This window comes from Pseudoalteromonas sp. TAE56 (assembly GCF_000497955.1).
Lineage (GTDB): Bacteria > Pseudomonadota > Gammaproteobacteria > Enterobacterales > Alteromonadaceae > Pseudoalteromonas.
The window spans coordinates 62,804-75,155 of the sequence record NZ_AUTN01000104.1 but is presented as its reverse complement, the minus strand read 5'-3'; the positions used below and the strand labels follow the sequence as shown (position 1 = coordinate 75,155).

Genomic DNA, 12,352 nt, shown 5'->3' with positions numbered 1-12,352 from the left:
GGTTAACTTAAATGATATTAAACCTTCTTTTTATTTAAAATAAATACCAGCACAGCGCCTAATATTAACGAGCTTGCTACTATAAATTCCATTGTTACCTGCTCTGATAAAAACAAGACCCCGGCAACGGCTGCAAGTACAGGTACACAAAGCTGCACAACAGCAGCTTGGGTACTTTTAAGCAGTGGCATAGCCACATACCAAACACTGTAACCAATTCCAGACGCTATCGCACCCGAGGCACATGCAAGCAAAACCCCTTCAATACTCATATTTTTTAAATAACTCATGCCAACAAGTAATAAAACAGGGATAGCCACTAAGCTTCTTATAAAGTTAAACCCCGTAGTACGCAGTGGCGATACGCACACTTTACCGCGAATACTGTAAATACCCCATGCCACACCACTGAGTGCCATAAGTGATGCACCTAATAATGAAGGTACAGCAGCAGATGGCAGCATTAAATATACAAACCCACCTAGCGCCACTATAAACGCGCACCACTGAAGCACACTCAACTGCTCTTTTTGATATATACCCCAGCCAATCATAGTGAGTTGCACGGCTGAAAACAAAATCAGTGCACCGGTGCCTGTATCCAGCTCTACGTATGCAATCGAAAAACAAAGTGCATAAACTAAAAGGCTTATACTGCTTCGCCAGCTTCCTTTATCACTTAAAATAGCGGGGTTAAATGTGCCTTTTCGTTTTAAATTATGAGTATAGATAGCCATTATAATACCCAAACACGCAGCACCACTGAGTAAGCGAATAACTGTAAAGTTCCAAGCATCTATATAGCCTTCGGCTAAAGCCATTCTGCAAAAAAGAGAGTTTGCAGCAAACGCAATTAAAGCAATGATTGTGTACAACGTAGCTTTCAAAAAAATTCCTTAGCAATAAAAACAAATTACAGCGTTATTTCAATTAATTAACCTACTAAGCTAAAAACATTGTCATAAGCGCCTATAAAACCGCTTAATGAGCAGCACATTTAAACAGGATTGGTATAACTGTGCAAAGAGAGTATTTAGTTTTAATAAACTAGATCATTTATACTCAAATCTTAGCCGCATTTGCAAAATACGGTGTCTACAACACAAGATATCCTTTTAGTCTTTTTCGTATACGACTTAGTGAATAGCAATTACTTCATTTAAAAAATTCATTTATCATTACGCTTTAGGGATCATTGTATTCAATAAGACCAATAAAGTACCTTAAGCATTTCACTATTGTTACTCAACAAGAAAAATTCACACTTTGTTCACTAATATCATCTTATATTTGAATGCTAACAGTCAGTATTACTCTACGATTTTTTACAATATTTCACACATTTAGCCAAAAATAGTATGTTAATGTATGCAGGTAAATTGAGAGGAGTGCGCAGTGCGCCTAAGTATAATTTTAAGCTTTTGTTGTATTTTAAGTGGGTGTAGCACAATGGGCTTTAATGACCTATTTAATGACTATGCCACGCAAATGACACCAATAAGAAATGCGATCGAGAAAAACAATATCGAAGAAGCGCAATCCCTTATTGCCGATAATAGCACCATGCACAGCAGCTACTTACTCAACCAACTTGAGCAAGCTCGCTTAAACGACTTAGCCAATACGCCACAAGAGGCACAAAGTAAATTTGAGAACGTGTATACGCAAATGCAAAAAAAACGTGAAGCCGCCAAAATACAAGTAAGTGTGGGGCTTGAGCAAAGCAATGCGTTATTTACTAACGACTCAGCCATAACTTATGTGCCACCGGCTTACGAAATGAGTATGCTTCATAGTTATAAAGCACTTAACTACGTGTATAAAAATGATGTAGAAGGCGCTTTGGTCGAAATTCGCCGCGCTAATAAAGTACAAGTTGATGCACTAAGCGAAAATAAAACAGATGGCGACTCAACAGTTAAGGAAGCGCAGCAGCACTACCCTAGCATGGGCAATGTGACCAGAGACGTGAAAAATGGCTTTCAAAATGCCTACACATTTTATTTATCTGCTTTGCTTTACCAAAGTGCTAAACAGTATGACGATGCTTATATTGATTATAAAAAAGCACTGGCTATACAACCTAACAATATTTATTTACAGCAGGACGTAATGCGCCTTGCTAAAAAACAAGGGTTTGACCAAGACCTAAGCGAATTTAAAAAACGTTTTAGTGATGCACCCACAATTTCTGCAACGCAAGGCGAAGTAATTGTTTTATTTGAACAAGGCTTAGTACCAAAACAAGATGAATTTAAACTGCGCTTACCAATTTATTCATCACGCGGCGATGCACGCTTTTACAGCCTTGCAATGCCAGTATATAAAGATAATGCCTATGTACGCCGCCTTAATAATATAAACATAGATGCACAAAGCTTAGAGCTGAGCCCATTAGTACACATTGAAGCACTTGCAGCAAAAACATTAGAAGATCAAATACCTGCAAAAGTAGCTCGCCAAGTACTTAGATTAGTAGCTAAAGAGAAAGTGCGTGCAGAACTTGCTCGCAGTGCCGGTGATGTAGGTAACATACTTGCTAATATTTATAATTTGGCGTCTGAGCAAGCTGATACACGTAGCTGGCTTACACTTCCAAATCAAATAAGTGTTGCAAGGCAAAGCCTAAATACAGGTGAGCATTCTCTGCATATAGGCACACAAGCACCTATAAATTTTACCGTTAGTAAGCAAGGGTTAACGTTAATTTACTTAACCTCTATTAATAACTACTTTAATTATCACGTAGTTCAACTTTAGGGCCTATTAACCTTTCGAGGTTGAATTTACAGAAGTATGTTTGGTTTTTAGGCAAGGCAGAGCCTATGTAATGTGGTTGTTCCCCATAAATAGGCGATAACGCAGCATAAATGCCAAACATGCGCTGCCCGTTGGGTTCGTCCTAGGGGCGATTGACTCTTTGTTGCTCGGTTTTTACTTAGCCCACTAGGTTACAAACCTCGCGGCTCGATTAAATCGCCCTTAGATAAAATAAATTTTAATCCATAAAGGTCAATAGGCCCAGGAGCCATCATGAAATACATAGCGCCATTATTAGCAGTCTTAATGCTCAGTGCATGTTCCAGCAAACCGGTTACATCGGGTATTTCTGTTGAACAAAATAAAAATCAGTTTAATGAGCAATTACGTGTAGATAACCCAGAGCTCGGTAAAAAGCTGGCCATTACTGATGTTAAAACACGTCAAACCAACCAGTTGACCGATGTAGTAGTGACACTTTCGAGCCAGTATAAAAAATCACAGTATTTGCAATATCAATTTAATTGGTTTGATAAAGACGGCTTTGTTATTAAAGGCAATCATTCACCTTGGCAAGCACTCACCTTATTTGGTTTTGCAAAAACACAATTACCGGGCTTAGCACCTAGCTCTGATGCGGTTACCTTTTCTTTAGCAGTAAGAGAAGTGTCTACCGAATCACAAGAATTTAAAGATTAAAGGAAACAACCATGATCATCAGTAACAAATTTAAAACAGCATCAACTTACGCTTTAGTTGGCCTAAGCGCTTTAGTATTAAGTGGCTGTGCTAATAAAGCCGTAGTAAGTTATGGCGATGCACAAGCAGTAGAAACAACAGATATTAATTTTGGTTCTACCGACTTACAAAAAGTAGCGAGCCAAATGACCGACTCATTACTCAGCTCACCCGTTGTTGGCACAATGACCGCTAATAAACGCCCTGTAGTATTTGTTGAGCGTATTAAAAACAAAACTAGTGAGCACATTGATACTGAATCAATCACCGATTCAATCTCAACGCAAATGCTACGCAGTGGTAAGTTCCGTTTTGTAGATATGACGCGTGTTGAGTCAGTACGTGAGCAATTAACGTTTCAAAACGAAGATGCCCTTGTTAACCCTGCAACAGCCGTTGCATTTGGTAAACAAATTGGCGCGCAATATATGTTATACGGAAATTTATCGAGCATCGTTAAATCAAATGCCGATAAATCAGACGTATACTACAAATTTACAATGCGTTTAATGGATATGGAAAGCGGCCTAGTTGAGTGGGCAGACGAAACTGAAATTCGTAAAACTAAAGAAAAATCAACCTTTGGCTGGTAGCCAATACCAATCTGCTTATATATGGGGTCTATTTAACGTTAAGAAAATTACGCTAGTACTAGGCAAAAATTTTTGTATTTAGTTGTTCTAAATAAAAAATTTTTAACGACGTTATAGCGCAATTTAATTCGTTAAATTGATCAAAGATTTATGCAGGTTGATATAAAAGGAGCAAGTTATGAAAGCAATTACTGTAATTATGTGCGCTTTACTTACAATAAGCGCGCCTACGTTTGCTAAATACGAGCGCAATAAAGCAGTCCCTGTGCAGCAAGTTTTATTTGGTGACGTAAAATCGGTACGCAATATTACCGAACAAGAAATCATTCAAGACAAAAACAACGGCTGGAAAACCTTCGGCGGTGCATTACTCGGTGGCGTAGTAGGCAACCAGTTTGGTGGCGGAAGCGGACGCACTGTTGCCACCATACTTGGTTCTATAATAGGTGGTAACGTAGCGCATAATAGTCAGCAAAAAAGTCATTACGAACAAAGTCATTTTGTAGAGTTGTTGATACAAGTTGAAAATGGAGATCAATTTATGGTCGTTCAAGATCAAGACCAATCAATGCGTTTTAGCAAAGGTGACAACGTAAGGTTAGTATACTTAACCGACAACACTGTTCGAGTAGATACTGCGTATTAAATAGTTATGTCTATTGACGTTTAAAACAAAAACGAGCCTAAATTGGCTCGTTTTTTGTTTATTTATTTTTAAATTAAACTTGGCGGTAATCTTTAAAAAAGCGTTTCATTTTTATCATCGCATCCGACAAATCATCTTTGTTTGGCAAAAACACCAATCTAAAATGATCAGGTTCTGGCCAGTTAAATGCCCTGCCATGCACAAGTAATATTTTTTCGGCTTTGAGTAAATCAAACATCATTTGCTCATCATCTTTAATATTAAAATGTGCGGTATCTACCTTTGCAAACGCATACAACGCCCCTTTTGGCTTTTTACAACTTATGCCCTCAATTGCATTTAGCCCGCGCCATGCAATATCACGCTGCTCGTATAAGCGACCACCAGGGTTAATTAAATTATCAATTGATTGCACGCCGCCCAAAGCCTGTTGAATCGCATACTGTGCAGGTACATTTGCGCACAAACGCATAGATGAAAGTATTTCTAGGCCTTTGCGTAAATCATCCATTACCGAGGTACGACCGCTTAGAACCATCCACCCCATTCTCAGCCCCGCTGCACGGTAGGTTTTAGCTAAACCATTAAAAGTAATAATAGGCACATCGTCGCAAAGTGAGCCGATTGAAGTATGCGTTATACCATCGTATAAAATCTTTTCGTAAATTTCATCGCTCAATAACAGCAGTTTATGTTCACGCGCTATATCAATTAATTGCATTAACAAATCATCACTGTAAACCGCACCAGTAGGATTATTAGGATTAATTAATACCAGAGCTTTAGTTTTAGACGTGATTTTACTTTTTATATCTGCAATGTCCGGAAACCAATCTTGCTCTTCATCGCATAAATAATGCACCGGATTACCACCCGATAACGTGACCGAAGCAGTCCAAAGTGGATAATCTGGAGCAGGAATAAGCACTTCGTCGCCATTATTTAATAGCGCTTGGGTGATCATCTGAATAAGTTCGCTTACGCCATTACCAATATAAATGTTATCTACATCTAAATTATGTAATCCACGTTGTTGGTAATGCTGATAAATAGCCACGCGGGCTGAATAGAGGCCTTTAGAGTCACAGTAACCTTGGGCTGAATATAAGTTGCGGATAATATCTCGGTGCATATCTTCTGGCATATCAAAACCAAAAGCAGCCGGATTACCTATATTCAATTTTAATACTTTTTGACCTTCGTCTTCCATTTTTTTAGCTTGCGCTAAAACCGGCCCACGAATGTCATAACATACACCTTCTAATTTGTGACTCTTTTTAATATCAGACATTTTTACCTCGACTAGTGAGTCTTTAGACTAACCTAGTAAAGGCGTAAAATGCCAGCCTATTTAAACGCTTAATACTGAAATAAATTCACGTTTCAGTTTCAATAATTAACGAGATGCTAACCATTCATTTAGCTTAGCTTGAGAGCCTGTTACTTGAGCCATTAAGCTATTAGATGCGTCGATGGCTTCAGCTAAGTTATCTAGGTTTAAATTTTGTTCAATAACGCGAGATACTTCAGCAAGGCTTGAAGCACCAAACTGCGCAGCGTTAGATTTTAAGCTATGAGAATGACGAATCGCCGCTTCTCTGTCTTTTCCAATGGTTGCTAAAACTTCAGAGCCTAATCGCTCAAACTCCGAGCAGCAAAAATCAAGTGTATCAGCAAACTGCTCACCCAATAACGATTCCATACTCTCTAATGCTGATGTATCAATATTTATTTCTGTCATATTTTAAGCCCTTAAAACAATCCATGTAAATTACAGTTTAATAGTACTACTTTATATTGATGCGTAAAAAAAACCAACTTAATTACCTCATAAATGTATAATTGCGAGGATCATACTGGCAACAAAAAGTTTATTAAATGGCACGCACACTTTGTAATCATTGTAACTTTGCACTTAACACCTGTATTTGCAGCGCAATTACAAATATAAACAACAAAGTTAAGATTATTATTCTACAGCACCCAAGCGAAGAAAAAATAGCAAAAAATACCGCTAAACTACTCAAGTTGTGTCTAACTGATTGCCAAATAGTCAAAGGCGAAAATAATGACGACTTTTCTATTCTTAAATCACTGCCCGTAAGCTCAACTGTTTTGCTCTACCCTAACGAAAACGCTATTAATTTAGACGATAGCGCTGAGCAATCTAATATAAAAAACATCACCCATTTAATCGTGGTTGATGGTACATGGAAAAAAGCCTACAAAATTTTGCAGCTCACCACATTGCTAAATCAATTCAAAACGGTCAGTTTTAAACAGTTACCTAAAAATCGTTATGCTATTCGTAAAGCCCCTAGGGCTGACAGCCTATCCACACTTGAAGCTGTAGCGCATAGTTTGTTTTTAATAGAGCAGCTAAATCCTGCACCACTTTATAATGTGCTTGATGAATTAATACAAAAACAAACCCAACACATGCCCGAGCACGTAAAAGCACGTTACTTAGATTAAATTCGTTACTATATGAAACTTGCAATGCGTAACTACCCTAACAGGCTAAAACGTGGCTTTACTCGCCAAGGCCCCGACTATCGCTTTGACGACCAAGTCGACTTTAGCGATATAAGAGATACCTTTGGCTTTAGATCTATGGTCGTCGGTAAATGGGTAACTAAAGAAGAGCGCTACATTAGCGCTAATTTAATTTACGATGCACTGGCCGACCTTGCACAAATACTGCATTTACCGCCCAAAGCTATTGGCCTGCGCGGGAAGCTTAACTTTGCATTCGGCCATGGCGGCCAAAAAGGTGTACAAGCGCATTATAATGCAGCATCTCAAACGCTTGCCCTTGCAAAAAATGCAGGCGGTGGTGCACTTGCTCACGAATGGTTTCATGCGTTTGATCATCATATAAGCGAGCATTTATTTGCAGCAAAACCACGATTTGGTTTTGCCTCAAAACTATGGCTTTCAAACACACCTAATTTATCGCACCCACTTAATAATGCTTTGAACAGTTTTTATAAAAATGTATTTTTAGATGAGCACGGCGTTGATGCTAATAACTTTGTACAAACATGCATAGAACACGATAAAGCTCACAATATGAATTATATGAGTATGCCAGAGGAGCTTGCCGCACGTTGTTTTGAAGCCTGTATTGAGCAGCATTCAAATATAAAAAATAGCTTTTTAGTGGGGGGCTTACAAAGTAGTAATTTAATATACCCAAATATTGGGCATATTAATAAAGCAAATGAAGCGCTTAACCAGTATTTTGAACTACTGGGTTACGCGCTTCATAAAATAGACGAATAAAAGCTTTATTTAGTGGTTACTTATCGTCACTAATGCGACTTGCTACTGCGCTGTTTTGATCTTTATATTTTGCATCTTTACGAATGTTGTATGGGTTTTCACACGGGCCCGATAGCATTTCAAAGCTCATAGCACCAATTTTCATCAGTGGACGAAGCGCCAGTGGTAATTTGCCTGAGTTGTAAAACTCTAAAACAATATTACCGCTCCAGCCTGGATCTATTCGGTGCGCTGTTACATGCACCATTAAACCTAAACGCGCAAGCGATGAGCGCCCATCTAACCACCCTACTATGTCTGCTGGCAGAGTTACTTTTTCGTGTGTTATAGCAAGTGCAAGTTCACCTGGGTGTAAAAAGAATGCTTCACCTTCATCAAGCACTATTTCTTCACTCATGATTGATTCCATGGCTTTATTTAGCTGATCTTTTGGACCACTTAAATCGACGTATGCTGCGTTGTGTGCATTAAAAGTTCTGAATTTATTACCTAAGCGTAAATCAGCAGTTACACCTGAAATCATGTCACTTGTTGGCGCAGGCTCAATAACAATGCGACCATCGCTTAGGTATTCATTAATATGTGTGTCTGAAAGTCTCATTATTTATTAATCTTCTGTAATCACAATTTCAATCGCATTGTGATGCTGTTGATAATAGAGCGTGCTGGCTATAAGCCTCGCTGCTGCGCTGTATGTTTTGCTTATTGCCGCGTCGTTATCGTTGGCAATAAGTTTTCCTTGCTCAGAATACTCACGTATATCGATTGCAAGAGGAATATGACTAAGTACGGGTACGCCGTGCTTGTGCGCAAGTTTTTGTGCGCCGTCTTTACCAAATACGTGGTTAGCTTCACCGCAGTGGCTGCAAATGTAATAACTCATGTTTTCAATTAAGCCCAGCACTGGCACGTTTACTTTATTAAACATAGCAATGCCTTTTTGCGCATCGGCAAGGGCTAAGTCTTGCGGCGTAGTGACAATAACAGTGCCGCTCGCTGGTACTTTTTGGCTCATTGTAAGTTGAATATCACCAGTGCCCGGTGGCATATCTACAATTAAATAATCAAGCTCGCCCCAATCAGTCTCGTTAAGCAATTGGCTAAGCGCGCCTGACGCCATTGGTCCGCGCCATACTGTGGCATCATCGCTTGGGACTAAAAAGCCAATTGACTGCGCTTTAATGCCGTTTGCATCAAAAGGCTGTAGCTGTTTGTTATCTTTAGTGACGGGCTCTGCGCCCACCAAGCCTAAAAGCATTGGAATAGATGGGCCATAAATATCAGCGTCTAAAATACCCACCTTTGCGCCTTCGTTTTTAAGGGCGCCCGCCAAGTTAACAGCAGTAGTCGATTTACCTACTCCGCCTTTGCCTGAGGCAATAAGCACAATATGTTTAATCGCCTTAAACTTAGCTGCCTCTTTAATGATAACCTTGGCGCTAATTGTTACAGACACATTTAAGCTTTCACTTACGTGTTGCTCAACTAAAGGCATTTCTGATTGCCCAGCAAATGGCAGGGTTAATTTAATGTGTAGTGATTTATCGTCATTTTGAGTAATAGTATCAATGAAGCTTTCGTCAATACCGACGGCAAAAGCCGCACTACGATATGCCGCTAAGGCAGTAATAATCGGTTGTTTTTGCACCGATTTAGAAGAGAATAGTTTCGACAGTCCAAACATAGCAATTAAATAGCGTTTCTTTGATGAAAAGTGCCACGGAATTATGTAACATTCAGGGCATTAACACCAGTCAATTAATAAAAATCCATAAGCTGTGCGCACTCTAAGCAGATAGCTTGTAGATAAATTAATGATAATTGCCGTTTGTATAATAAAAACGGCGTTTTATCCTCAATTCGGAATGATTATGACGCAGCGAAAGATCCTGATTACCAGCGCATTACCTTATGCAAATGGCCCTACTCACTTAGGTCATTTATTGGAATATATTCAAACTGATATTTGGTCACGTTTTCAAAAACTACAGGGCCACGAAGCTTATTATGTTTGCGCAGACGATGCCCACGGCACACCAATTATGCTTAATGCGCAAAAGCAAGGGATCACGCCTGAAGAAATGGTAAAACAAGTGAGCATAGAGCGCCAACGCGACTTCGCTGACTTTAATATCAAATTTGATAACTACCACAGCACGCACAGCCAAGAAAACAAAGAATTAAGCGAACTTATTTATAACCGCCTAAACGATGCCGGTCATATTAAAAAGCACACTATTTCGCAATTATTCGATCCAGAAAAAGGTATTTTCTTACCCGATCGTTTTGTAACTGGTACTTGCCCAACGTGTAAATCTGAAAACCAAAACGGCGACAGTTGTGATTCGTGTGGTGCTACATACAGCCCTACCGAACTCATTAATCCGCGTTCTGTAATGTCAGGTGCAGAGCCTGTACTTAAAGATTCTGAACATTACTTTTTTGACCTGCCAGCATTTGAAGGCATGCTAAAAGAGTGGTTACACTCGGGCACTATTCAACAAGAAATGGCTAACAAACTAGACGAATGGTTTACCGATGGTCTGCAACAGTGGGATATTAGCCGTGATGCGCCTTACTTTGGTTTTGAAATTCCAAATGCACCGGGCAAATATTTTTACGTTTGGTTAGATGCACCTATTGGTTACATGGCGAGCTTTAAGAACCTATGTGATAAAAAAGGCATCAACTTTGATGAGTTTTGGGCTGAAGGTTCAGACGCTGAGCTTTATCACTTTATTGGTAAAGACATCATTTATTTCCACAGCTTATTTTGGCCAGCAATGCTAGAAGGCGCTAACTTTAGAAAGCCAACTAACGTATTCGCTCATGGTTTTGTTACTGTAAATGGCGAAAAAATGTCTAAATCAAAGGGTACGTTTATTAAAGCGCGTACTTATTTAGATAACTTAAACCCAGAGTACTTACGTTACTACTACGCAGCAAAATTAAGCAGCGGTATTGTTGATCTTGATTTAAACCTAGAAGACTTTGCACAACGCGTAAATTCAGACCTAGTAGGTAAAGTAGTAAACATAGCGAGCCGTTGTGCTGGCTTTATTACTAAAAAGTTTGATGGCAAGCTAAGCAGCACTATTATGCAACCAGAGCTGTTAGCAGAGTTTCAAGCGGCTGCACCTAGCATTACAACACACTATGAGAACCGCGATTACAGCCGCGCAATTCGCGAAATAATGGCGCTTGCCGACAAGGCAAACCAATTTATTGATGGCGCAGCACCTTGGGTATTAATTAAAGACGAGACAAAACAACAAGAAGCACACGAAGTGTGTTCTCTTGGTCTTAACTTGTTCCGCGTTTTAATTACTTACTTAAAACCTGTGCTACCAGAAATGGCTGAAAACGTTGAAGCGTTTTTAAATGATGAATTAGCGTGGGATGGTGTTCAAAATGCGCTAGTAAGCCACCCTATCAATAAATTCAAACCGTTAATGCAACGTGTTGAAATGGATAAAGTAAATAAAATGGTTGAAGAATCTAAAGAAAGCTTAGCACCAAAAGTAACAATTGACCCTAACAGCCCACTTGCAAAAGAGCCTATTAGCGACGAGATTGAGTTCGATGATTTTGCAAAAGTAGACTTACGCGTAGCTAAGATTGCTAAAGCAGAGCACGTAGAAGGCGCAGATAAACTACTTAAGCTAACACTTGATTTAGGCGGCGAAACTCGCCAGGTGTTTGCGGGTATTAAATCGGCTTATGCACCTGAGGATCTTGAAGGCAAGCTAACCGTTATGGTTGCTAACCTTAAGCCTCGTAAAATGCGCTTTGGTATGTCTGAAGGCATGGTATTAGCAGCAGGCCCTGGCGGAAAAGAAATTTATATTCTTAACCCAGATGACGGCTCAGAGCCTGGTATGCGCGTAATGTAATATTACTCATACAATAAAAACCGCTGATACATCAGCGGTTTTTTTATGGGCAAAAGTAATGTTTAGTCATATATTAAGCCTAGCCGTTTATACAAACGCCTTTGCATTAAATAAAGTGAATTGTAATTATGACCCAAATTTTAGATACCAACAGAACAAAAGTAAGTAGCCAAATAAAGCAACACAAGTTAGTCGCCATACTGCGCTTAAAACAACAAACCGATGTAGCACCATTAATTGATTGTTTAGGGCCTGTTTATCTTTCGAGGTTAAATTAGCAGCAGACTGTTTGGTGTTTAGGCAAGGCAGAGCCTATGTAGTGTGGTTATTCCCCATAAATAGGCGATAACGCAGCATAAATGCCAAACAGGCGCTGCCCGAAGGGTTCTGCCTAGGGGCAATTTACTCTTTGTTGCTCGGTTTTTACTTAGCCCACT

13 protein-coding genes are annotated in these 12,352 nt (G+C 39.4%); 8 read left to right on the top strand and 5 right to left on the bottom strand.

Translation table 11 applies throughout. The annotated features are described in order from the left end of the window. Positions 1–17 precede the first annotated feature (17 nt). Positions 18–887 carry a DMT family transporter gene (locus L656_RS0111855; protein ID WP_024590438.1) on the bottom strand — a complete coding sequence of 290 codons (870 nt, stop codon included), beginning with the start codon at positions 885–887 and terminating at the stop codon, positions 18–20. A 508-nt stretch (positions 888–1,395) separates the two neighbouring features. Here L656_RS0111855 and L656_RS0111850 point away from each other — a divergent pair. The 4 genes from L656_RS0111850 to L656_RS0111825 all read left to right on the top strand — a co-directional run bounded on the left by L656_RS0111850 (position 1,396) and on the right by L656_RS0111825 (position 4,737). Continuing rightward, positions 1,396–2,760 (top strand): COG3014 family protein, encoded by a 1,365-nt coding sequence (locus L656_RS0111850; protein WP_024599371.1) that lies wholly within the window; start codon positions 1,396–1,398, stop codon positions 2,758–2,760. A gap of 273 nt (positions 2,761–3,033) precedes the next feature. Next, positions 3,034–3,459: a YcfL family protein gene (locus L656_RS0111835; RefSeq protein ID WP_007582549.1), complete on the top strand. Its 426-nt coding sequence runs from the start codon at positions 3,034–3,036 to the stop codon at positions 3,457–3,459. Between the two features lie 11 nt (positions 3,460–3,470). Continuing rightward, positions 3,471–4,091 (top strand): penicillin-binding protein activator LpoB, encoded by a 621-nt coding sequence (lpoB, locus tag L656_RS0111830; RefSeq protein WP_007375407.1) that lies wholly within the window; start codon positions 3,471–3,473, stop codon positions 4,089–4,091. A 178-nt stretch (positions 4,092–4,269) separates the two neighbouring features. Beyond that, positions 4,270–4,737, top strand: a complete 468-nt coding sequence (locus tag L656_RS0111825) for a glycine zipper 2TM domain-containing protein (RefSeq protein ID WP_024599370.1) — start codon at positions 4,270–4,272, stop codon at positions 4,735–4,737. 73 nt (positions 4,738–4,810) lie between these two features. Here L656_RS0111825 and L656_RS0111820 read toward each other — a convergent pair whose 3' ends face one another. After that, complete coding sequence (locus L656_RS0111820) at positions 4,811–6,028, bottom strand: pyridoxal phosphate-dependent aminotransferase (protein WP_024599369.1); 1,218 nt, start codon at positions 6,026–6,028, stop codon at positions 4,811–4,813. 105 nt (positions 6,029–6,133) lie between these two features. Then, positions 6,134–6,478 carry an Hpt domain-containing protein gene (locus L656_RS0111815; protein WP_007582543.1) on the bottom strand — a complete coding sequence of 115 codons (345 nt, stop codon included), beginning with the start codon at positions 6,476–6,478 and terminating at the stop codon, positions 6,134–6,136. 137 nt (positions 6,479–6,615) lie between these two features. Between L656_RS0111815 and L656_RS0111810 the strand changes: the two genes are divergently transcribed. Next, entirely contained in the window at positions 6,616–7,212 is a 597-nt protein-coding gene (locus tag L656_RS0111810; protein ID WP_024599368.1) for a tRNA-uridine aminocarboxypropyltransferase, read from the top strand. A 24-nt stretch (positions 7,213–7,236) separates the two neighbouring features. After that, complete coding sequence (locus tag L656_RS0111805) at positions 7,237–8,022, top strand: CLCA_X family protein (RefSeq protein WP_024590432.1); 786 nt, start codon at positions 7,237–7,239, stop codon at positions 8,020–8,022. Positions 8,023–8,038: 16 nt separating this feature from the next. Here L656_RS0111805 and dcd read toward each other — a convergent pair whose 3' ends face one another. After that, positions 8,039–8,623: a dCTP deaminase gene (dcd, locus tag L656_RS0111800; protein WP_007582539.1), complete on the bottom strand. Its 585-nt coding sequence runs from the start codon at positions 8,621–8,623 to the stop codon at positions 8,039–8,041. A gap of 6 nt (positions 8,624–8,629) precedes the next feature. Further along, complete coding sequence (gene apbC, locus L656_RS0111795) at positions 8,630–9,706, bottom strand: iron-sulfur cluster carrier protein ApbC (RefSeq protein WP_024599367.1); 1,077 nt, start codon at positions 9,704–9,706, stop codon at positions 8,630–8,632. Between the two features lie 187 nt (positions 9,707–9,893). Here apbC and metG point away from each other — a divergent pair, with 187 nt between their 5' ends. Both metG and L656_RS1000000123095 read left to right on the top strand, forming a co-directional pair. Beyond that, positions 9,894–11,915 (top strand): methionine--tRNA ligase, encoded by a 2,022-nt coding sequence (metG, locus tag L656_RS0111790; RefSeq protein ID WP_024599366.1) that lies wholly within the window; start codon positions 9,894–9,896, stop codon positions 11,913–11,915. A gap of 128 nt (positions 11,916–12,043) precedes the next feature. Continuing rightward, a complete protein-coding gene (locus L656_RS1000000123095; RefSeq protein WP_241763433.1) occupies positions 12,044–12,193 on the top strand; it encodes a hypothetical protein in 150 nt (49 codons plus the stop codon). The last annotated feature ends 159 nt before the right edge of the window (positions 12,194–12,352 follow it).

What these genes read in the sequence shown, in the direction of transcription:
- L656_RS0111835 (WP_007582549.1), top strand. Translation starts at nt 3,034, where the DNA reads ATGAAATACATAGCGCCATTATTAGCAGTCTTAATGCTCAGTGCATGT.
- lpoB (WP_007375407.1), top strand. Translation starts at nt 3,471, where the DNA reads ATGATCATCAGTAACAAATTTAAAACAGCATCAACTTACGCTTTAGTT.
- L656_RS0111825 (WP_024599370.1), top strand. Translation starts at nt 4,270, where the DNA reads ATGAAAGCAATTACTGTAATTATGTGCGCTTTACTTACAATAAGCGCG.
- L656_RS0111820 (WP_024599369.1), bottom strand. Translation starts at nt 6,028, where the DNA reads ATGTCTGATATTAAAAAGAGTCACAAATTAGAAGGTGTATGTTATGAC.
- L656_RS0111815 (WP_007582543.1), bottom strand. Translation starts at nt 6,478, where the DNA reads ATGACAGAAATAAATATTGATACATCAGCATTAGAGAGTATGGAATCG.
- L656_RS0111810 (WP_024599368.1), top strand. Translation starts at nt 6,616, where the DNA reads ATGGCACGCACACTTTGTAATCATTGTAACTTTGCACTTAACACCTGT.
- L656_RS0111805 (WP_024590432.1), top strand. Translation starts at nt 7,237, where the DNA reads ATGCGTAACTACCCTAACAGGCTAAAACGTGGCTTTACTCGCCAAGGC.
- dcd (WP_007582539.1), bottom strand. Translation starts at nt 8,623, where the DNA reads ATGAGACTTTCAGACACACATATTAATGAATACCTAAGCGATGGTCGC.
- apbC (WP_024599367.1), bottom strand. Translation starts at nt 9,706, where the DNA reads ATGTTTGGACTGTCGAAACTATTCTCTTCTAAATCGGTGCAAAAACAA.
- metG (WP_024599366.1), top strand. Translation starts at nt 9,894, where the DNA reads ATGACGCAGCGAAAGATCCTGATTACCAGCGCATTACCTTATGCAAAT.
- L656_RS1000000123095 (WP_241763433.1), top strand. Translation starts at nt 12,044, where the DNA reads ATGACCCAAATTTTAGATACCAACAGAACAAAAGTAAGTAGCCAAATA.